Consider the following 19,380-nt stretch of genomic DNA (forward strand, 5'->3'; position numbering starts at 1 on the left):
GGGAATTCTAACGCCGCATGCGAAAAGCCCGCCTTACGGCGGGCTTCTGCTGCGGTCAGCCGGCCAGCGGCCGACTCTACCGATTACTTCTTCTTGACCGGAGCCGACGCGGCGGTGGCCGGGACCGGGTCGCCGCCATGGCGCTTGGTCATCCACCACTGCTGCAGCAGGCCCAGGCCGCCGTTGACCACCCAGTACAGGACCAGGCCGGACGGCATGAAGGCCATCATGACGCCGAACACCAGCGGCATGAACTGCATCATCTTCTGCTGCATCGGGTCCATGCCCGGCGCAGGCGTGAGCTTCTGGGTGAACCACATCACCGCCACGTTGATCACCGGCAGGATGAAGTACGGGTCACGCGCGGTCAGGTCCTGGATCCAGCCCAGCCACGGCGCCTGGCGCAGTTCGACCGACTCCACCAGCACCCAGTACAGGGCGAAGAAGATCGGCATCTGGATGAGGATCGGCAGGCAGCCGCCCATCGGATTGATCTTCTCCTTCTTGTACAGCTCCATCATCGCGGTCTGGAACTTCTGGCGGTCATCGCCATAGCGTTCCTTCAGCTGCTGGATGCGCGGCTGGAAGCGGCGCATCTTGGCGCCACTCTTGTATTGCACGGCCGACAGCGGGTACAGCACCAGCTTCAGCAGCACCACCAGGCCGACGATCGCCCAGCCCCAGTTGCCGACCAGCTTGTGCACCTGGTTGAGCACCCAGAACAGGCCCTGGCCGATCACCGCCATCATCGAGAAACGGCTGTAGTCGACCACGCGATCCAGGCCCGGCACGTCTTCCTTGGCGATCAGGTTGACCAGCTTGGGGCCGACCCACAGGCGCGCTTCGGTGCTGGTGGACTGGCCCGGGGCCAGGGTAAAGGCCGGTCCGCGCGCTTCGATCAGGTCACGACCGTCCACCTGCGACAGCACGTAGTGGGCGACCTGGTCCTTCTGCGGGATCCACGCGGTGAAGAAGTGGTGCTGCAGCATCGCCAGCCAGCCGCCGGTGATGTTCTGGTTCAGCGCACCGTCCTCCAGGTAATCCTTGAACGCACGACGCTGGTACTTTTTGTCGTTGTCGTACCAGGTGGCACCGTTGAAGCTGAAGGAATCCGGGTTGGTCATGCTCCGCGACAGGATGGTCGGGGTGCGGTCCAGGGTGCGGTAGACGTAGCCGTTCCACGTGGTGGCGCCGGCATTGCTGACTTCATCCTTGAAGCGCACGGCGTACTCGTTGCGCGAGACGGTGAGGGTGCGCTTGATGGTCACGCCGTTGTCGGCGGTCCACACGAACGGGATCTGCAGTTCGTTCTGGCCCTTGGCCAGCACGAAGTCGCGGGTGTCACCGACCAGCTTGAAGCCGTCGGCGCCGGGCACCGGGGCGTTCTTGTCCTGGCTGGCCCAGCCGCTGATCGCGCTGTACGGATGCGCGGGATCTTCGGTCAGCAGGCGGACCGGCGGGCTGCCTTCATCCTTGGTCTGCGGGAACTGCAGCAGCTCGGCGTCGAGCACGCGGCCCCCGTCCAGTACCAGGCGCAGGACGTCGGTGGTGACGGTCACGCGCTGGGCGGCCGGGGTCGCGCTGGCCTGGGCCTGCGTGGGCGCCTGGCCCGGGGCTGCGGGCACCTGGGCGCTGGGAACGCTGCCTGCGGCGGCGCCCGGCACGGTCTGCGCCGCGGCCGGGGCAGAACGGGTCGTCGGAGCAGGGGTCGGAGCGGCCTGCTCGCGGCTCCACTCCATCCACAGCAGCACGGCCACCATCAGCCAGGCAAAAATGAGAAATACGCGGGTCTGGTTCATCAGCGGACAGGCTCGGCGGGGCCGGAACGCGGTGCCGGCTCGGTCAAAGAGGGAGTTGCGATGCCATCAGGCGGCGGCATTGTGCCGTCCACGCCCGGCGCGGGCAATGCACGCAGGCGGCGCAGCAGGCGCAGGAAGGCCTGGCGGATGTCGTCATTGCTGGCGTGACGCGCAGCACTACGGGCCACGACGACAAAGTCGCCTGGCTGGATATCGGTTCGTGTCTGACGCAGGATGTCGCGCAGGACGCGCTTGATCCGGTTGCGCCCGACGGCGTTCGGATCGACCTTGCGGGAAACCGCCAGACCCAGCCTGGCCGGCCGGTCAGCCGGCAGCCAGTGCAGGGTCATCAGCGGATCGGACACACGGCGGGCGCCGTTGAAGACCGTTGAGTATTCGGCACGCGTGCGAACCCGCGCAGAGCGAGGGAATCGCTTGCGCGGGTCTGCAGTATTCACTGTCGAAGGGATTGCGTCTGCCGCGATGTGCGGCATGGCAATCAGGCGCTCAGGACTTTGCGGCCCTTGGCGCGGCGACGCGACAGGATCTTGCGGCCGTCAGCGGTCTTCATACGGGCACGGAAGCCGTGGTCGCGCTTACGCTTGAGGTTGCTGGGCTGGTAGGTGCGCTTGGTGGCCATTGGGGCCTCTCGTATGAATGGGACGGAAAGAACCGGAAATTCTAGAGAGGTACCCCACCCCGCGTCAAGCCCTGGGGACTACGCGAATTCACCGGCCTGTGCAATAGCTGTGGATGTTTTTGTGAATAAGTAGGGGACAAGCATTCCGAAGGCGGGCGCTCGGTGGTAGTCTGAGCCATCCATTTCCCCCCTTTCCGGCCTGTGTTTGGGCGCCTTGTCGCGCCCCCACCCCGGCCATCGGACGATTATTGCTGATGGATGCCTGGTCCCGTAGTCTCGAACGCCTCGAAGCGGAGTTCCCGCCTGAAGACGTTCACACCTGGTTGAAGCCGCTGCAGGCCGATCTGCGCGTGGACAGCCTGGTGCTGTATGCACCGAATGCCTTCATCGTCGACCAGGTGCGCGAGCTGTACCTGCCGCGCATCCGCGAGCTGCTGGCGCATTTCGCTGGTTTCAGCGACGTTTTTCTTGAAATCGGCTCCCGTCCGCGCCCGGTAGAGGCGCAGACCGCGCCGGTTTCCACGCATTCGGCGCACGCAGCCAGCGAACCCCAGGTGCCGTTCGCCGGCAATCTGGACAGCCATTACACCTTCGCCAACTTCGTCGAAGGCCGCAGCAACCAGCTCGGCCTCGCCGCTGCGTTCCAGGCAGCGCAGAAACCGGGCGATCGCGCACACAATCCGCTGCTGCTGTACGGAGGCACCGGACTGGGCAAGACCCACCTGATGTTCGCCGCCGGCAACGCCATGCGCCAGGCCAATCCGGGTGCGAAGGTGCTGTACCTGCGCTCGGAACAGTTCTTCAGCGCGATGATCCGGGCCTTGCAGGAAAAGACCATGGATCAGTTCAAGCGCCAGTTCCAGCAGGTCGACGCGCTGCTGATCGACGACATCCAGTTCTTCGCCGGCAAGGATCGCACCCAGGAAGAGTTCTTCCACACCTTCAACGCCCTGTTCGACGGCAAGCAGCAGATCATCCTGACCTGTGACCGGTACCCGCGTGAGGTCGAAGGGCTGGAAGCACGCCTCAAGTCGCGGCTTGCCTGGGGACTGTCGGTCGCAATCGAACCGCCTGACTTCGAGACCCGTGCGGCGATCGTGCTGGCCAAGGCGCGCGAACGCGGTGCGGAGATTCCCGATGATGTTGCGTTCCTGATCGCCAAGAAGATGCGCTCCAATGTGCGCGACCTCGAGGGCGCGCTGAATACCCTGACCGCCCGCGCCAACTTCACCGGCCGTGCGATCACCACCGAGTTCGCGCAGGAAACCCTGCGTGACCTGCTGCGCGCCCAGCAGCAGGCGATCAGCATTCCCAACATCCAGAAAACCGTTGCCGACTACTACGGACTGCAGATCAAGGATCTGCTGTCCAAGCGCCGCACCCGCTCGCTGGCCCGTCCGCGCCAGGTCGCCATGGCCCTGACCAAGGAGTTGACCGAGCACAGCCTGCCCGAGATCGGCGACGCATTCGCCGGTCGCGATCACACCACGGTGCTGCATGCCTGCCGTCAGATCCGGACGTTGATGGAAACCGACGGCAAGCTCCGCGAGGACTGGGACAAGCTGATCCGGAAGCTGAGCGAATGATGCACGGACGCCGATGAGGCGTCATCGCACAAAACGGTGCAGAATCCGGTAGCAAGCGCGGGATGAGCTGTGGATAAAAAAGGCGCCTGACAACGCGTGGAATTTATCCACAGCTTTCCCCACCCTCTGGGGGGCGGTAATACAGAGGGTTTCGAGGCCAGAAATCCTTTTTATTACAAAGACTTAACGTTGTTTTCCAGCGATTCTGTCTCTACCAGCACCACCAAGCTTTTGATTTATTCCACATTTTTTAAAGCATAGGGGCACGGAACCACATGCGTTTCACACTGCAGCGCGAAGCCTTTCTCAAGCCGTTGGCACAGGTCGTCAACGTGGTCGAACGCCGCCAGACCCTTCCGGTTCTGGCCAATTTCCTGGTCCAGGTGCAGAACGGCCAGCTTTCGCTGACCGGTACCGACCTGGAAGTGGAGATGGTGTCGCGGATCGCGGTTGAAGATGCCCAGGACGGCGAAACCACCATTCCGGCGCGCAAGCTGTTCGAGATCATCCGCGCCCTGCCCGATGGCAGCCGGATCACCGTCTCGCAGACCGGTGACAAGATCACCGTGCAGGCGGGTCGCAGCCGCTTCACCCTGGCAACGCTGCCGTCCAACGACTTCCCGTCGGTAGACGAGGTGGAAGCCACCGAGCGCGTGGCGATCGGCGAAGCGACCCTGAAGGAGCTGATTGAACGCACTGCGTTCGCGATGGCCCAGCAGGACGTGCGCTACTACCTCAACGGCCTGCTGTTCGACCTGCGTGGCGATGCGCTGCGTACGGTGGCCACCGACGGACACCGCCTCGCCCTGTGTGAAACGGATCTGGCCAAGCCCAGCGGCTCCAAGCGACAGATCATCGTGCCGCGCAAGGGCGTGACCGAGCTGCAGCGCCTGCTGGAGAGCGGCGACCGGGAGATCGAGCTGGAGGTAGGCCGCAGCCACGTGCGCGTGAAGCGGGACGATGTCACGTTCACCTCGAAGCTGATTGACGGTCGTTTCCCGGACTATGAAGCGGTGATTCCGATTGGTGCCGACCGCGAAGTGAAGGTCGACCGTGAGGCACTGCGCGCCTCGCTGCAGCGTGCGGCCATCCTGTCCAACGAGAAGTACCGCGGCATCCGCGTGGAAGTTTCGCCGGGCAACCTGAAGATCAGCGCGCATAACCCGGAACAGGAAGAAGCGCAGGAAGAGATCGAAGCCGATACCACCGTCAGCGATCTGGCCATCGGCTTCAATGTGAATTACCTGCTGGACGCCCTGTCCGCATTGCGCGACGAAGAGGTCATCATCCAGCTGCGCGACTCCAATTCGTCGGCGCTGGTGCGCGAGTCCAGCAGCGAGAAGTCCCGCCATGTGGTGATGCCGCTGCGTCTCTGACGGTTGCGCTGTTCCACGTGGAACCAGAAGACGCCCGGAACGTTCCGGGCGTTTTTTTTGGGGGGGGGCCACGTGGAGCATCCCGTTTCTCCATCGTGCTGCAAGGGGCCAGTCCCCGGTGTGGCAGATCCCTATAGCTGTTCTGCCTGCCCGGATCCGCGTAGTTGCTCCTGTTGCTGACGCGACTATCCACAGACGTCGTTGCAGGCGCTGTGTGCCCTTCCTAGCTTCTAAATCTGGGTATAAATCTAAAGCCTGGTGGTGATGGTAGAGCCAGATTTCGTGGAAAACAGGGTCATCTCATTGATTTCATTGGTTTTTAGTGCAATGAAACCCCCTGCATATCGGCGCCTGGGGCTGGGGGGGAACCTGTGGATAGATTTCAGGCAGGGCCAAAGCGGCTTTTTTATCCACAGATTGCCCATATCTTGTGTATAAGTAATACCGGGTCGCTGTGCATAGCGTGAAACCGCTGGCTTGAAATTCTTGAAATCTGTGGAACCGTCGCGGGTGTTGGTGCGCAGATTTCAAGGAAATGCGGCAGGTTTTTTGCGGGCCGTCGTCCGTAAGCCGGTCAGGACACGTTCGCAACAGCGCCATGGTCTGTAGAGCGATAGCCTGACGCCAACGGCGGACTTGACCGATGCAGTAAGCTGATGGATTCCCTGCCCCTCTACCGCTTCGTGCGGATGGTCCTTCGCACCCCATGCAGATCCGTCGCCTCGTCCTGCACCATCTGCGCCGCTTCGGCGTGGTGGAGCTGTCGCCACAACCGGGATTGAATCTGCTGACGGGCGATAACGGGGCCGGCAAGACCAGTGTGCTGGAGGCGTTGCATCTGATGGCTTACGGGCGCAGCTTCCGTGGTCGGGTGCGCGACGGCCTGGTCCGCCAGGGCCAGGATGCGCTGGACATCTTTGTGGAATGGGAGGAACAGCGCGCCCAGTCATCGCTACACCGCCGCAAGGCCGGTCTCCGCCATACTGGACAGGACTGGAAGGGACGTCTGGATGGTGAAGATGTCAGCCAGCTCGGCAATCTATGTGCTGCACTGGCGGTGGTGACGTTCGAGCCGGGCAGCCATGCTCTGGTCAGCGGTGGTGGTGAGCCCCGTCGCCGTTTCCTCGATTGGGGATTGTTCCACGTGGAACCGGATTTTCTGTCCCTGTGGCGCCGCTACTCACGGGCGCTCAAGCAGCGCAATGCCCTGCTCAAACAGGGAGGGCCAGCAAGGATGCTCGATACGTGGGATCACGAACTGGCAGAGGCCGGCGAACCGTTGACCAGCCGACGTCAGCGTTATCTGGAGCGGCTGCAGGAGCGCACCATCGCGCTGGCGGCCAGTCTTGCCCCCCAGCTGGGTATCCAGGCGCTGGACCTGAGTCCGGGATGGCGCCGCCACGAACTGCCGCTGGCCGATGCACTGCTGCTGGCACGCGAGCGGGACCGGCAGGCGGGCTATACATCCGTTGGGCCCCATCGGGCGGACTGGAGCGTGGACTTCAGCCATATTCCAGGGCGGGACGCGCTGTCGCGCGGCCAGGCCAAACTTACGGCCTTGGCGTGTCTGCTGGCCCAGGCCGAAGACTATGCGGAACAGCGCGGGGAATGGCCGGTCATTGCTCTGGACGATCTGGCCTCCGAACTGGATCGCACCCACCAGGCGCGGGTGCTGGAGCGCCTGCTTGCCGGCCCGGCGCAGATCTTCGTCACGGCAACCGAAACGCCGGCCGCGCTGCAGGCGCTGACCGACATTACCCGGTTCCACGTGGAACATGGACAGATCGAGGCTGTGCCATAGTGGGTACAACAGGGCCGCTCGACCCTGGCTGGTATAATTCGGGTTGCAATCCTTTCATTCTCGGCGCACCGCTTCCTGTGGTGCCCGACCTGCGGAGCCTACGGCAAGCGCAATGAGCGACGAACAGAACACCCCGGTAAACAATGGCAACTACGACGCCAACAGCATCACCGCCCTGGAAGGCCTGGAGGCTGTCCGCAAGCGTCCCGGTATGTACATCGGCGACGTCCATGACGGTACCGGCCTGCACCACATGGTGTTCGAGGTGGTCGACAACTCCATCGATGAGGCGCTGGCCGGTCATGCTGACCATGTCGCGGTGACGATCCACGCCGACGGTTCGGTGTCGGTCTCCGACAACGGTCGTGGTATTCCGGTCGGCAAGCATGAGCAGATGAGCGCCAAGCTGGGCCGCGAAGTCTCGGCAGCCGAAGTGGTGATGACGGTCCTGCACGCCGGTGGCAAGTTCGACGACAACAGCTACAAGGTTTCCGGCGGCCTGCATGGTGTGGGTGTCAGCGTGGTCAATGCGCTGTCGCAGAAGCTGCTGGTGGACGTATTCCAGGGCGGCTTCCATTACCAGCAGGAATTCAGCAACGGCGCTGCCGTCAGCCCGCTGGCCAAGCTGGAAAGCACCACCAAGCGCGGCACGACCGTGCGCTTCTGGCCGTCGACCGTCGCGTTCCACGACAACGTCGAATTCCACTACGACATCCTGGCCCGTCGCCTGCGTGAACTGTCGTTCCTGAACTCCGGCGTCAAGATCGTGCTGGCGGACGAGCGCGGCGACGGCCGTCGCGACGACTTCCACTATGAAGGCGGCATCCGCAGTTTCGTCGAGCATCTGGCGCAGCTGAAGACGCCGCTGCATCCGAACGTCATCGCGGTCAGCGGCGAATCCAACGGCATCACCGTGGAAGTGGCGCTGCAGTGGACCGATTCCTACCAGGAAACGATGTACTGCTTCACCAACAATATTCCGCAGAAGGACGGCGGCACCCATCTGGCCGGTTTCCGCGGTGCGTTGACCCGTGTGCTCAACAACTACATCGAGCAGAACGGCATCGCCAAGCAGGCAAAGATCAACCTGACCGGCGATGACATGCGAGAGGGCATGATCGCGGTGCTGTCGGTGAAGGTGCCCGATCCCAGCTTCTCCAGCCAGACCAAGGAAAAGCTGGTCAGCTCGGACGTGCGTCCGGCCGTGGAAAGTGCCTTCGGCCAGCGTCTGGAAGAATTCCTGCAGGAGAATCCGAACGAAGCGAAGGCGATTGCCGGCAAGATCGTCGATGCCGCGCGCGCGCGCGAAGCGGCCCGCAAGGCCCGTGACCTGACGCGCCGCAAGGGCGCGTTGGATATCGCCGGCCTGCCGGGCAAGCTGGCCGACTGCCAGGAGAAGGATCCGGCGCTGTCCGAGCTGTTCATCGTCGAGGGTGACTCGGCAGGTGGTTCGGCCAAGCAGGGTCGCAACCGCAAGAACCAGGCGGTGCTGCCGCTGCGCGGCAAGATCCTCAACGTGGAACGTGCGCGCTTCGACCGCATGCTGTCGTCCGACCAGGTCGGCACGCTGATCACCGCGCTCGGTACCGGCATCGGCCGTGATGAGTACAACCCGGACAAGCTGCGCTACCACAAGATCATCATCATGACCGACGCCGACGTCGACGGCGCCCATATCCGCACGCTGCTGCTGACGTTCTTCTACCGTCAGATGCCGGAGCTGATCGAGCGCGGCTACGTCTACATCGGCCTGCCGCCGCTGTACAAGATCAAGCAGGGCAAGCAGGAGCTGTACCTGAAGGATGATCCGGCGCTGGACAGCTATCTGGCCAGCAGCGCGGTGGAGAACGCGTCGCTGGTGCCGGCCGCCGGCGAGCCCGGCATCGAAGGCGTTGCCCTGGAGAAGCTGCTGCTGGCCTACGCATCCGCGCAGGACGCGATCGAACGCAATGCGCATCGCTATGATCGCAACCTGCTCGAAGCGCTGGTCGACTTCATGCCGCTGGAACTGGACACCCTGCGCAATGCCGGACAAGGCGAAGGCCTGGACGCGCTGGCCAGGCGCCTGAACCAGGGCAGCCTGGGCAGCCCGCGTTTCAGCCTGGAACTGCAGGAGGCCAATGAACAGCGCCCCGCGGCCGTGCTGGTGACCCGACGTCACATGGGCGAAGAGCACATCCAGGTGCTGCCGCTTTCGGCCCTGGAAACCGGCGAACTGCGCGCGATCCACCAGGCAGCCAAGCTGCTGCATGGCCTGGTACGCGAGGGGGCGACCATCACCCGCGGTGCCAAGTCGATCGAGGTCGATTCGTTCGTGAAGGCGCAGAACTGGTTGCTGGATGAAGCCAAGCGCGGTCGCCAGATCCAGCGCTTCAAGGGCCTGGGTGAAATGAACCCGGAACAGCTGTGGGATACCACCGTGAATCCGGATACCCGCCGCCTGCTGCAGGTACGCATCGAAGACGCCGTGGCCGCCGATCAGATCTTCAGCACCCTGATGGGCGATGTCGTCGAGCCGCGTCGCGACTTCATCGAAGACAACGCACTGAAGGTCGCCAACCTGGATATCTGACACAATCGGGACGTGGCCGGTGCGCGGGGAGGCGCGCCGGCCCTTGCCCCTTGATCGCAGGTATCTGATGTCCGCTTCCGCTCCGGTTTCCGCACCGCCGCCGGTTCCGCCGGCGACCGCCGCCCCCCGCGCCGCTTCGCCGCTGGCGGGATTCTTCATCGATCTGGGCATCGCCGCCGTCACCCTGTTCGGCCTGAGCCTGATCAGTGGCCTGTTCTGGGGCCTGTACCGCGGAATGATGGTCGGCTACGCAAACGCGAAGGCCAACGGCGCCGCACCCGATCCCGGCACCCTGACCGAAGCACTGGGTCAGCCGGGTGCCCTGGCGCAGATCCTGATGGCGCTGTTCGCTACCGGCGGCGCGGCCCTGCTGCTGTATTTCTGGCGACGACCGGCCAATGCGGCCGAACGCCAGGCATCGCGTGACGCGCTGCGCCGCCCCTCCACCTGGGGCTGGACGCTGCTGGTGGCCACGCTGATCGTAGTGGGCAGCAACGGCATCGCCTTCCTGTCCCGGCAGTTCGGCATCGAACCGGTGCCGACCAACGTGGAACTGATGCAGAACGCGGTCGCGCGCTTTCCGCTGTTCCTGATGCTGTTCGCGGTGGTGCTGGCGCCGGCCTACGAGGAACTGCTGTTCCGGCGCGTCCTGTTCGGGCGCTTGTGGCAGGCCGGTCGCCCCTGGCTGGGCATGATACTGAGCAGCCTTGCCTTCGCCCTGATCCATGAAATTCCCGGCACCAGCGCCAACGGCCCGGCCGAGATCGCCCAGCTCTGGCTGGTCTACGGCGGCATGGGCGCTGCATTCTGCTGGCTGTACCGCCGTACCGGAACGCTCTGGGCGGCCATCGCCGCACATGCCCTGAACAATGCCGTGGCACTGGTGGCGCTGGTGTTCTTCGGCGCGACGTAACGGCTGTCCGCTTGACGAAAGATTAAGCAGCGACGATACACACTGCGCTCATGAACACGGGGGTGGACCCATGAAACAACTGCTGCTGGCCCTTGTCATCACCACCCTGGTCAGCGCCTGCGCGACCACCACATCGCCGACCGGACGGCGGCAGATGATCGGTGGCGTCTCGCAGGCACAGCTTGACCAGCTCGGCGCGCAGGCGTTCGCCGAGACGAAGCAGAAGGAAAAGATCAGCACGGACGGCCGGCAGAACGGCTACGTGCAGTGCGTGGTCAACGCGCTGGTCGCCCAGCTGCCTCCACAATACCGTGGCGTACGGTGGGAAACCGCCGTGTTCGTCGACAAGGAACCCAACGCTTTCGCCCTGCCTGGCGGCAAGGTGGGCGTGAACACCGGTATCTTCACCGTAGCCAGGAACCAGGACCAGCTGGCGGCCGTGATCGGCCACGAGATCGGCCATGTCATCGCCCGCCACCACGAGGAGCGCATCACCCGGCAGATGGGCGCGCAGACCGGCCTGGCGGTACTCGGCGCACTGGCCGGCGCTGCCTATGGCGAAGGCGCGGCCAGCACGGTCAACCAGCTTGGCGGCATGGGGGCACAGACGGCGTTCCTGCTGCCGGGCTCGCGGACCCAGGAAAGCGAGGCGGACGTGATCGGCCAGCGGCTGATGGCGCAGGCCGGCTTCAACCCGGCGCAGGCGGTGGACCTGTGGCAGAACATGATGGCCGCCAGCGGCGGACGCAGCCCGCAATGGCTGTCCACCCACCCCGATCCGGCCAACCGGATCCAGGAGCTGCGACGTGATTCCCCTGCCCTGATGCCGGTCTACCAGCAGGCGCAGGCGGCCGGACTGCGACCAAAGTGCGGATGAGTGCGCAGTTTCATGCTGTATTGCAGCACATAAAACGATTTCTCACGCCATCTGTTTCTGATACGTTTGGCGGCTCAGATTTTTCTGACAGTCCGACTTTGCCGCTATCCGGCGGTTCGATCGAGGTGAACGATGATTTTCCGTAAACACAAAGCTGTGCTTTCCGTCCTCGTCGCGACCGCCCTGACCGGCGCCGTGGTCACCGATGCGCTCGCGCAGTCCTCGCGTTCCTCCGACCGTGGCAACCGCGGCGGCAGCAGCAAGCAGGCCAAGGCCGAACCGCTGTACCCCAATGCGACCCGCCAGGAGCCGGCGGCCAAGTCCTCGGCCAAGATGGGTGGCAAGCTGCAGAAACTGGTAGACAGCTACAACAAGGAAAAGTTCCCGGAGACCCGCACCCAGGCCGACGCGATCCTGGCCGACAGCGCCGCGAACGAGTACGACAAGTCGCTGGCCGCGCAGCTGGCTTCGCAGGCCGCCTACCAGACCGACGATGTCGCCGCCGCCATCGCCTACCTGAAGCAGGTGCTGCAGTTCAACGGCCTGGACAACAACGGCCACTTCCAGTCGATGCTGATGCTGGGCCAGCTGCAGCTGCAGGAAGACCAGACCGCCGAAGGCCTGGCCACCCTGGACAAGTACTTCGCCGAGAGCAAGTCGACCAAGCCGGAAGAGCTGATCGCCAAGGGCCAGGCGCTGTACCAGCTGGAGCGCTACCAGGAAGCGATCCCGGTGCTGAAGCAGGCGATCGCCGGCTCCACCGAGCCGAAGGACAGCTGGAACCAGCTGCTGATGGCCGCCCTGTCCGAGGCCGGCCAGACCGGTGAAGCCGTGCAGGCCGCCGAGGCCCTGGCGGCGAAGAACCCGAACGACAAGAAGGCGCAGCTGAACCTGGCCAACATGTACATGCAGGCCGACCAGATGCCCAAGGCCGCCGCGGTGATGGACAAGCTGCGCAGCAGCGGCCAGCTCACCGAAGAGCGCGAGTACAAGCAGCTGTACTCGATCTATGCCAACACCGAGAACAAGGAAAAGGACGTCATCGCGGTCATCAACGAAGGGTTGCAGAAGGGCATCCTGAAGCCGGATTACCAGGTCTACCTGGCGCTGGCCCAGTCCTACTACTACTCCGACCAGGTGCCGCAGGCGATCGATGCGTGGCAGAAGGCCGCCCCGCTGTCCAAGGACGGTGAGACCTACCTGAACCTGGCACGCGTCCTGCATGCCGAAGGTCGCGTCCCCGAGGCCAAGCAGGCCGCCCAGCAGGCGCTGGCGAAGGGCGTGAAGAACCAGGCTGATGCCAAGAAAATCATCAACCTGAAGTAAGTAGGAATAACGCCTGAACGCCTGCTCAGTTGATGCGCAGGCGCTCAGGATTGGTATAAGCTTGGAGGTTCCTGCGGTGTCATGCACCGCTGATCAGGGATTCCGCCCCCGGCATCCCGGCCCCACTATTGAGCTCTTGGCGCATGACGGAACAACTAGTCGTTCACCGGTACGAACAACCCGATGACAAGGGGCTGAGCTGGCCTCGCATCGTCGGCATCGCGTTTGTAATCGCCCTGCATCTGGCCGCCTTCATGATGCTTCTGATCCCTGCCGTGGCTCCCAAGGCCGCTGCGGAGAAGGAACGCAATGTGATGGTGACCATCGTCGACGCACCGCCGCCGCCGCCCCCGCCCCCGCCGCCGCCGCCGCCGACAGATACTCCGCCGCCGCCGGTGAAGAATCTGTCGCCGCCGAAGCCGTCGCCGGTCCCGCCGCCGCCGCAGGCGCCGGTCGTGGACGTGCCGGAACCGCGTCCGAACGATATCGTCACTCCGCCGACCCCGCCGTCGCCGCCAAGCCCGCCGGCGTCGATCGAGGCCAGCGTGGACATCTCGTCCAAGGCGATGAATCCCCCGCGTTATCCGCCGGCAGCATTCCGCGCAGGTATCCAGGGTGAAGTGATCCTGATCATTGATGTCGATGCCAGCGGCAACGTCACCAATGTCACGGTGGAAAAGTCCAGCCGTAACCGCGACCTGGACCGTGCTGCGATGGAAGCAGCACGCAAGTGGCGCTTCAACGCCGCTGAATCTGGCGGTAAGAAGACGGCAGGTCGCGTTCGCGTCCCGGTCAACTTTGCGCTGAACTGATGCGTTCGGGTGGCTTCGGGCCACCCCCGCTCCAGTTCGATTGTTTAGCTTAGCTACACCCTTTATCACCACACACAACAAAGGTAAGCGTCATGCTGCAGGAAATTTTCATCGCCGCTGCTGCCGGGGGCAATCCGTCCAACGCCCTGTCGCAGATGGGCTTCGAGCACCTGATCCACGAAATGACCACCAAGCCGGGTGATTTCGCTGTTTCCTGGGTCGTGCTGCTGACCCTGGTGATCATGTCGGCCATGTCCTGGTACTGGACCGTCATCAACATCTTCCGCGCCACCCGCCTGAAGAGCGCTGCCGATCGCGTCGTCAGCCTGTTCTGGGACACCCCGAACGCACAGGACGCCATCCGTGCGATGGAAGAGCAGCCGGCTTCGGAGCCGTTCTCGAAGATCGCCCTGGACGCTGCCCAGGCAGCTGCCCACCACCAGCGCGCTGAAGGCGGCGGTACCGGTGGCCTGGGTGAGAACCTGAGCCGTTCGGAATTCGTCGACCGCGCCCTGCGTCAGGCCGTCACCCGCGAAAGCAACAAGCTGCAGTCGGGCATGACCCTGCTGGCCACCGTCGGCGCGACCGCTCCGTTCGTCGGTCTGCTGGGTACCGTGTGGGGCATCTACGGCGCGCTGATCAAGATCGGTGCCACCGGCTCCGCTTCGATCGACGCCGTTGCCGGCCCGGTGGGTGAAGCGCTGATCATGACCGCGATCGGTCTGTTCGTCGCGATCCCGGCCGTGTTCGCCTTCAACTTCTTCAGCAAGATCAACAGCGCGACCATCAGCAAGTTCGATACCTTCGCGCACGACCTGCACGACTTCTTCGCCACCGGTTCGCGCGTCCGCTGATTGCGGCGCGCTTCCACCCGCGACGAAGCAAGTAGTCATCAAGATCTAGACGGAGCCCGTTATGGCTTTCAGTAGTGGTAACAGCGGCGGCCCCATGGCCGACATCAACGTTACGCCCCTCGTGGACGTGATGCTGGTGCTGCTGATCATCTTCATCATCACGGCGCCCCTGATGTCCCACAAGGTCAAGGTGGATCTGCCGGAAGCCAACCTGATCCAGAATCCGGATGACGCCGAAAAGCGCTCCGGTCCGATCACCCTGGCAGTCAAGGAAGACGGCTCGATCTACTGGAACGACGAAGAAATCACCAAGCAGACGCTCGAGTCGCGCTTGGCGACCGCCGCCCAGCAGACCCCGCAGCCGCCGCTGAACCTGCGTGGTGACCGCACCACCAAGATGCGCGTCATCAACGACCTGACCAAGGTCGCGCAGGAGCAGGGCATGCTGGACGTCGGCTTCGTCGCGACCAAAGAAAAGGGGCAATAAGCCATGGCATTCAGTAGTGGTGGTGGCAAGGGCCCCATGGCCGACATCAACGTCACGCCCCTCGTGGACGTGATGCTGGTGCTGCTGATCATCTTCATCGTGACCGCGCCGATCATGACCTACCCGATCGCCGTGGACCTGCCGCAGCGCGTGCTCAACCCACCGCCGCAGCTGGTCGAACCGCCGCCGCCGATCGAACTGAAGATCGACGCCAGCAACCAGGTCTCGTGGAACAACAGCCCGATCAGCACCAGCGAGCTGCAGCAGCGGATGGAACAGGAGGTCCAGCGTGACCCGACCAACCAGCCGGAACTGCGGATCGATGCAAGCCCGGATTCCGAGTACGACGTGATGGCCAAGGTTCTGGCTGCCGCGAAGAATGCTCAGATGAAGAAGATCGGCTTCGTACAGCAGTAAACGCAATACCGCAACACAACAGTCATGACGCGACTGCAGACGCCCCTGGAGACAGGGGCGTCTTTTTTTGTGCCTGCGAAGCCCGACGGGGTCAGATCCCTTTCCCTGCGGAAAAGGGATCTGACCCCCTCTGACTTCACGCGCCCGCTATGATCGGCGCATGCTCGCCCTCTTCGACTCCCTCCGCCACTGGCTTGATGGCATTGCCCACCTGGGTTCGATCCTGGCCGTGGCCTACCTGCTGTACCTGCTCGCGCTGGCGGGCTGGATCATGCTGCAGAAGCGCGAACCGGTAGCCACGCTGAGCTGGATCCTGTCGCTGGCCCTGCTGCCCTACCTCGGCCTTTTCATCTATTACCTGCTCGGTCCGCAGAAGGTGAAGCGGCAGCGCCTGCGTCGTGGCCGCGCGCGATCGGGGATGGAGCATTACAGCGACGTCTGCCCGCCCGATGCCGATTGCACCGAGCTGGCCAAGATCGCCCAGGCCACCACCGGACTGGCGCCGAGCAGTGCCACCGAAGTGACCTGGCTGGTCGATGGCGCGGCGACCTATGCCGCGCTGCTGGAAGCGGTGGCGCAGGCGCGTGACCACGTGCATCTGGAGTACTACATCTTCAATCCCGACCATGCCGGAACCGCACTGCGTGATGCCCTGGTCGAACGTGCCCGCGCCGGCGTGCAGGTGCGGCTGCTGCTCGATGCAGTGGGCTCGTCCGCGGTGCCGCGACGCTTCCTGCAGCCGCTGCTCGACGCCGGCGGTGAAGCGGTCTGGTTCCATCCCCGCCAGCTGCTGAAGCCCTTCAAGCGACCGTGGCTGAACCTGCGCACCCACCGCAAGCTGGTGATCGTCGATGGCCGCCTCGCGTTCACCGGCGGCATCAACATCACCGATGACGAGGATGAGAGCCGCAACGCCAACGCCTATCGCGACCTGCACATGCGCATCCGCGGTCACGTGGTCCGCAGCCTGCAACTGGTGTTTGCCGAGGACTGGCTCTACGCCAGCGGTCAGGACCACTCGCATTTCGACATCGCGCGGATGTGGCCGGCGGACATGCCGCTCCGCGGCGAAGGCTCGATCAACGCACAGGTGCTGGTGTCCGGTCCGGACTCGGGCTGGGAGACCATCCACCGGCTCCACGTGGCGGCCATCCAGGAAGCGCAGGAGCGCGTGTGGCTGGTCACGCCCTACTTCGTGCCGGGCGAAGCCGCGCGGATGGCGCTGACCTCGGCCGCGCTGGGGGGACTGGACGTGCGCCTGCTGGTGCCGAAGATGAGCGATTCCTGGTTCGTGACCCAGGCCGCACGGTCCTACTTCGACGAGCTGCTGCACGCCGGGGTGAAGATCTACGAGTACGGCCCCCGCATGCTGCATACCAAGGCCTTCATCGCCGACGACGATGTCTCCATCGTCGGCAGCGCCAACTTCGACCATCGCAGTTTCCGCCTGAACTTCGAACTGTCGATGATGATCAGCGACCGCGAGCGGGTCGCCGCCCTGGCGGGCCTGCTGGAGGCCGAGTTCGAGCGCGCTACCCGCGTGCACGACCAGGCCGCGGCCCGCTCGCTGTGGCTGCAACGCCTGCCTGAGGCCTTCGCGCGCCTGGCCTCGCCGCTGCTGTAAGGCGGCGCTACACTGCGGCGATCATCCGGGGAGCCTGACTATGTACTGGTTGTACCTGCTGCCGGCGCTGGGCTGTTTCGCCTTCGCGCTGAAAACCCCAAGCCCGGGGCTGATGGCGCTGGCGCTGCTGGCGGCCCTCGCCTTCCTGCTGGCCTGGGTGCGTGGCCGCTACGTGGCCCGGTTCGGTGATCTGCAGAGTGATCCCTCAACCCTGATCGATGCCGACGAGCTGCGCCGCCTGCGTGAGCAGGCCGAGGCCCGTGGCGCGGATCAACGCGACGAACACGATCCGTCCCCTCTTTCCAAGTAGTACCGTTCGATGACCCAGCTCAGTGTCAACGTCAACAAGATCGCCGTCCTGCGCAATTCGCGCGGTGGTGCCGAACCCGATGTGGTGCGTGCCGCCCAGGCCTGCCTGGATGCCGGCGCCCATGGCATCACCGTGCATCCGCGACCCGATCGACGCCACATCACCGCCGAGGACGTGCTTGCGCTGTCCACGCTGACCCGCGTCCGTGGCGTCGAATTCAACATCGAAGGCAATCCCTTCGCACCGCCACGCGACGGCTACCCGGGGCTGCTGCCGCTGTGCGCGCAGACGCGTCCGGCGCAGGCCACCCTGGTGCCGGACGGCGATGGCCAGATCACCTCCGACCACGGTTTCGACTTCGAGCGCGACGGCGAGCGCCTGCGTCCGCTGGTGGCGGAGTTGAAGGCGATGGGCTGCCGGGTCAGCCTGTTCGTCGATGCCGGCAACCCGCTGCTGGAACAGGCGGCCGAGGTCGGCGCCGATCGCATCGAGCTGTACACCGGACCCTATGCCGAAGCGCACGCCGCAGGCGACGCCGCAGCGATGCTGGCGCTGTTCGCCACGGCCGCGCGCCGCGCGCAGGCCGTGGGGCTTGGTGTGAACGCCGGCCATGATCTGTCGCAGGACAACCTGCGTGACTTCCTGGCGAACGTGCCGGAGGTGCTGGAGGTCTCGATCGGGCATGCGCTGATCGGCGAGGCCCTGTATGACGGGCTGGATGCGACCGTTCGGGGCTATCTGGCGCTGCTCTGAGGTAGCGCCGGACCCTGCCCGGCGGGGCCAATACTGTTGTCGCAGCCGCTGAGACGGCAGCGGCGTAGGCTACCCACATGGGTATCGCGATCAAAGGCCGAGGGTCCACCTCCCACCTTGCCGGGCGCTTCGAGAGCACCGTCAGCGAGGCGGTGGACGACGGCTGGGACGTGGATGAAAGCGACGAGTTCGCGGCCTCCCGCCTGCGCACCGAGGTACGCGCTGAAACCGCGCGCAGCATCATCAGCCGCAATACGTCCCCGGACGTAGGCTTCAGCCAGTCGGTCAATCCGTATCGTGGCTGTGAGCACGGTTGTTCCTACTGCTTCGCGCGCCCGTCGCATGCCTATCTGAACCTGTCGCCGGGCCTGGATTTCGAGACCAAGCTGTTTGCCAAGACCAATGCACCGCAGCTGCTGCGCAAGGAGCTGTCCCGGCCAGGCTACGCGCCGCAACCGATCGCGCTCGGCATCAACACCGATGCGTACCAGCCGATCGAGCGCAAGTTCAAGCTGACCCGTCAGTTGATCGAGGTGATGCTGGAGACGAAGCATCCGTTCTCGCTGATCACCAAGAACGCGCTGGTCGAGCGCGATATCGACCTGCTTGCGCCACTGGCGGCAGAGAACCTGGTCAGCGTGCATTTCTCGGTGACCTCGCTGGATCCACGCCTGTCGGCGAAGCTCGAGCCGCGCGCCTCTGCACCGCACGCGCGCCTGCGCGCGATGAAGCGTCTGCACGAGGCGGGCATTCCGGTTGGCGTGATGGTCGCGCCGGTGATTCCGTGGATCAACGACAGTGAACTGGAAAGCGTGCTCGAAGCGGCGCACGAGGCGGGTGCGCGTACTGCCGGCTATGTGCTTCTGCGCCTGCCTCTGGAGGTTGCACCGCTGTTCCGCGACTGGCTGGACGCCCACCATCCGGATCGCGCCGCGCACGTGATGAGCACCATCCAGCAGCTGCGCGGTGGCAAGGACTATGACAGCCGCTTCGGCACGCGCATGCGGGGTCAGGGGGTCTATGCGGATCTGTTGAACAACCGCTTCAAGCTGGCGCGCAAGCGCCTGGGCTTCGACGCCCAGAACAGCCACTGGCCGAAACTGGATTGCAGCCGCTTCCAGAAGCCACTGCCGCCGAAGGTGGATTCGCCTCAGGGGTCGTTGTTCTGAAGTAGTGGCACTGGCTACTGCGGAACGCGTATGGAAAACCGTGATCACGATCTGCGCCTCAGCG

The 19,380-nt window shown here is 64.3% G+C and carries 18 protein-coding genes; 15 read left to right on the forward strand and 3 right to left on the reverse strand.

The window, feature by feature from the left end:
• Window positions 1-83 precede the first annotated feature (83 nt).
• From yidC to rpmH, 3 genes are read right to left on the reverse strand one after another with little or no spacing between them, the layout of a single operon-like run.
• A complete protein-coding gene (gene yidC, locus IMX13_RS02290) occupies window positions 84-1,799 on the reverse strand; it encodes a membrane protein insertase YidC (protein WP_065174067.1) in 1,716 nt (571 codons plus the stop codon).
• Complete coding sequence (gene rnpA, locus IMX13_RS02295) at window positions 1,799-2,293, reverse strand: ribonuclease P protein component (RefSeq protein ID WP_080375251.1); 495 nt, start codon at window positions 2,291-2,293, stop codon at window positions 1,799-1,801. Before rnpA ends, yidC begins: the two co-directional genes overlap by 1 nt.
• Before the next feature lie 5 nt (window positions 2,294-2,298).
• Window positions 2,299-2,439 (reverse strand): 50S ribosomal protein L34, encoded by a 141-nt coding sequence (gene rpmH / locus IMX13_RS02300; protein ID WP_005411729.1) that lies wholly within the window; start codon window positions 2,437-2,439, stop codon window positions 2,299-2,301.
• A 254-nt stretch (window positions 2,440-2,693) separates the two neighbouring features.
• Here rpmH and dnaA point away from each other — a divergent pair, with 254 nt between their 5' ends.
• From dnaA to IMX13_RS02375, 15 genes are all read left to right on the forward strand, one after another.
• Complete coding sequence (gene dnaA / locus IMX13_RS02305; RefSeq protein ID WP_065174068.1) at window positions 2,694-4,025, forward strand: chromosomal replication initiator protein DnaA; 1,332 nt, start codon at window positions 2,694-2,696, stop codon at window positions 4,023-4,025.
• 275 nt (window positions 4,026-4,300) lie between these two features.
• Entirely contained in the window at window positions 4,301-5,401 is a 1,101-nt protein-coding gene (dnaN, locus tag IMX13_RS02310) for a DNA polymerase III subunit beta (RefSeq protein WP_005411731.1), read from the forward strand.
• Window positions 5,402-6,107: 706 nt separating this feature from the next.
• Window positions 6,108-7,202: a DNA replication/repair protein RecF gene (recF, locus tag IMX13_RS02315; RefSeq protein ID WP_193395676.1), complete on the forward strand. Its 1,095-nt coding sequence runs from the start codon at window positions 6,108-6,110 to the stop codon at window positions 7,200-7,202.
• A gap of 112 nt (window positions 7,203-7,314) precedes the next feature.
• Complete coding sequence (gene gyrB / locus IMX13_RS02320; protein WP_065174070.1) at window positions 7,315-9,774, forward strand: DNA topoisomerase (ATP-hydrolyzing) subunit B; 2,460 nt, start codon at window positions 7,315-7,317, stop codon at window positions 9,772-9,774.
• Between the two features lie 67 nt (window positions 9,775-9,841).
• Window positions 9,842-10,687, forward strand: coding sequence for a CPBP family intramembrane glutamic endopeptidase (locus IMX13_RS02325; RefSeq protein ID WP_053517218.1), 846 nt, complete (start codon window positions 9,842-9,844; stop codon window positions 10,685-10,687).
• A 70-nt stretch (window positions 10,688-10,757) separates the two neighbouring features.
• Window positions 10,758-11,564, forward strand: a complete 807-nt coding sequence (locus IMX13_RS02330; protein ID WP_053517217.1) for a M48 family metallopeptidase — start codon at window positions 10,758-10,760, stop codon at window positions 11,562-11,564.
• A gap of 132 nt (window positions 11,565-11,696) precedes the next feature.
• On the forward strand, window positions 11,697-12,890 hold the full coding sequence (locus tag IMX13_RS02335) for a tetratricopeptide repeat protein (RefSeq protein WP_128987818.1): 1,194 nt from the start codon (window positions 11,697-11,699) through the stop codon (window positions 12,888-12,890).
• 254 nt (window positions 12,891-13,144) lie between these two features.
• On the forward strand, window positions 13,145-13,702 hold the full coding sequence (locus IMX13_RS02340) for an energy transducer TonB (protein ID WP_180876273.1): 558 nt from the start codon (window positions 13,145-13,147) through the stop codon (window positions 13,700-13,702).
• A 92-nt stretch (window positions 13,703-13,794) separates the two neighbouring features.
• Window positions 13,795-14,556: a TonB-system energizer ExbB gene (gene exbB, locus IMX13_RS02345; RefSeq protein WP_053517213.1), complete on the forward strand. Its 762-nt coding sequence runs from the start codon at window positions 13,795-13,797 to the stop codon at window positions 14,554-14,556.
• A 61-nt stretch (window positions 14,557-14,617) separates the two neighbouring features.
• A complete protein-coding gene (locus IMX13_RS02350; protein WP_053517212.1) occupies window positions 14,618-15,043 on the forward strand; it encodes a biopolymer transporter ExbD in 426 nt (141 codons plus the stop codon).
• 3 nt (window positions 15,044-15,046) lie between these two features.
• Window positions 15,047-15,460 (forward strand): biopolymer transporter ExbD, encoded by a 414-nt coding sequence (locus tag IMX13_RS02355; protein WP_053517211.1) that lies wholly within the window; start codon window positions 15,047-15,049, stop codon window positions 15,458-15,460.
• A 160-nt stretch (window positions 15,461-15,620) separates the two neighbouring features.
• Window positions 15,621-17,084: a cardiolipin synthase gene (gene cls, locus IMX13_RS02360; protein ID WP_193395677.1), complete on the forward strand. Its 1,464-nt coding sequence runs from the start codon at window positions 15,621-15,623 to the stop codon at window positions 17,082-17,084.
• A 40-nt stretch (window positions 17,085-17,124) separates the two neighbouring features.
• Entirely contained in the window at window positions 17,125-17,394 is a 270-nt protein-coding gene (locus IMX13_RS02365; protein ID WP_053517208.1) for a hypothetical protein, read from the forward strand.
• A gap of 9 nt (window positions 17,395-17,403) precedes the next feature.
• Window positions 17,404-18,147: a pyridoxine 5'-phosphate synthase gene (locus IMX13_RS02370; RefSeq protein WP_065182131.1), complete on the forward strand. Its 744-nt coding sequence runs from the start codon at window positions 17,404-17,406 to the stop codon at window positions 18,145-18,147.
• A gap of 77 nt (window positions 18,148-18,224) precedes the next feature.
• Entirely contained in the window at window positions 18,225-19,316 is a 1,092-nt protein-coding gene (locus IMX13_RS02375; protein WP_193395678.1) for a PA0069 family radical SAM protein, read from the forward strand.
• Window positions 19,317-19,380: the final 64 nt, after the last annotated feature.

Source organism: Stenotrophomonas sp. B2, from assembly GCF_014947095.1.
Taxonomy (GTDB): domain Bacteria; phylum Pseudomonadota; class Gammaproteobacteria; order Xanthomonadales; family Xanthomonadaceae; genus Stenotrophomonas; species Stenotrophomonas maltophilia_P.

What these genes read in the sequence shown, in the direction of transcription:
- yidC (WP_065174067.1), bottom strand. Translation starts at nt 1,799, where the DNA reads ATGAACCAGACCCGCGTATTTCTCATTTTTGCCTGGCTGATGGTGGCC.
- rnpA (WP_080375251.1), bottom strand. Translation starts at nt 2,293, where the DNA reads ATGCCGCACATCGCGGCAGACGCAATCCCTTCGACAGTGAATACTGCA.
- rpmH (WP_005411729.1), bottom strand. Translation starts at nt 2,439, where the DNA reads ATGGCCACCAAGCGCACCTACCAGCCCAGCAACCTCAAGCGTAAGCGC.
- dnaA (WP_065174068.1), top strand. Translation starts at nt 2,694, where the DNA reads ATGGATGCCTGGTCCCGTAGTCTCGAACGCCTCGAAGCGGAGTTCCCG.
- dnaN (WP_005411731.1), top strand. Translation starts at nt 4,301, where the DNA reads ATGCGTTTCACACTGCAGCGCGAAGCCTTTCTCAAGCCGTTGGCACAG.
- recF (WP_193395676.1), top strand. Translation starts at nt 6,108, where the DNA reads ATGCAGATCCGTCGCCTCGTCCTGCACCATCTGCGCCGCTTCGGCGTG.
- gyrB (WP_065174070.1), top strand. Translation starts at nt 7,315, where the DNA reads ATGAGCGACGAACAGAACACCCCGGTAAACAATGGCAACTACGACGCC.
- IMX13_RS02325 (WP_053517218.1), top strand. Translation starts at nt 9,842, where the DNA reads ATGTCCGCTTCCGCTCCGGTTTCCGCACCGCCGCCGGTTCCGCCGGCG.
- IMX13_RS02330 (WP_053517217.1), top strand. Translation starts at nt 10,758, where the DNA reads ATGAAACAACTGCTGCTGGCCCTTGTCATCACCACCCTGGTCAGCGCC.
- IMX13_RS02335 (WP_128987818.1), top strand. Translation starts at nt 11,697, where the DNA reads ATGATTTTCCGTAAACACAAAGCTGTGCTTTCCGTCCTCGTCGCGACC.
- IMX13_RS02340 (WP_180876273.1), top strand. Translation starts at nt 13,145, where the DNA reads ATGATGCTTCTGATCCCTGCCGTGGCTCCCAAGGCCGCTGCGGAGAAG.
- exbB (WP_053517213.1), top strand. Translation starts at nt 13,795, where the DNA reads ATGCTGCAGGAAATTTTCATCGCCGCTGCTGCCGGGGGCAATCCGTCC.
- IMX13_RS02350 (WP_053517212.1), top strand. Translation starts at nt 14,618, where the DNA reads ATGGCTTTCAGTAGTGGTAACAGCGGCGGCCCCATGGCCGACATCAAC.
- IMX13_RS02355 (WP_053517211.1), top strand. Translation starts at nt 15,047, where the DNA reads ATGGCATTCAGTAGTGGTGGTGGCAAGGGCCCCATGGCCGACATCAAC.
- cls (WP_193395677.1), top strand. Translation starts at nt 15,621, where the DNA reads ATGCTCGCCCTCTTCGACTCCCTCCGCCACTGGCTTGATGGCATTGCC.
- IMX13_RS02365 (WP_053517208.1), top strand. Translation starts at nt 17,125, where the DNA reads ATGTACTGGTTGTACCTGCTGCCGGCGCTGGGCTGTTTCGCCTTCGCG.
- IMX13_RS02370 (WP_065182131.1), top strand. Translation starts at nt 17,404, where the DNA reads ATGACCCAGCTCAGTGTCAACGTCAACAAGATCGCCGTCCTGCGCAAT.
- IMX13_RS02375 (WP_193395678.1), top strand. Translation starts at nt 18,225, where the DNA reads ATGGGTATCGCGATCAAAGGCCGAGGGTCCACCTCCCACCTTGCCGGG.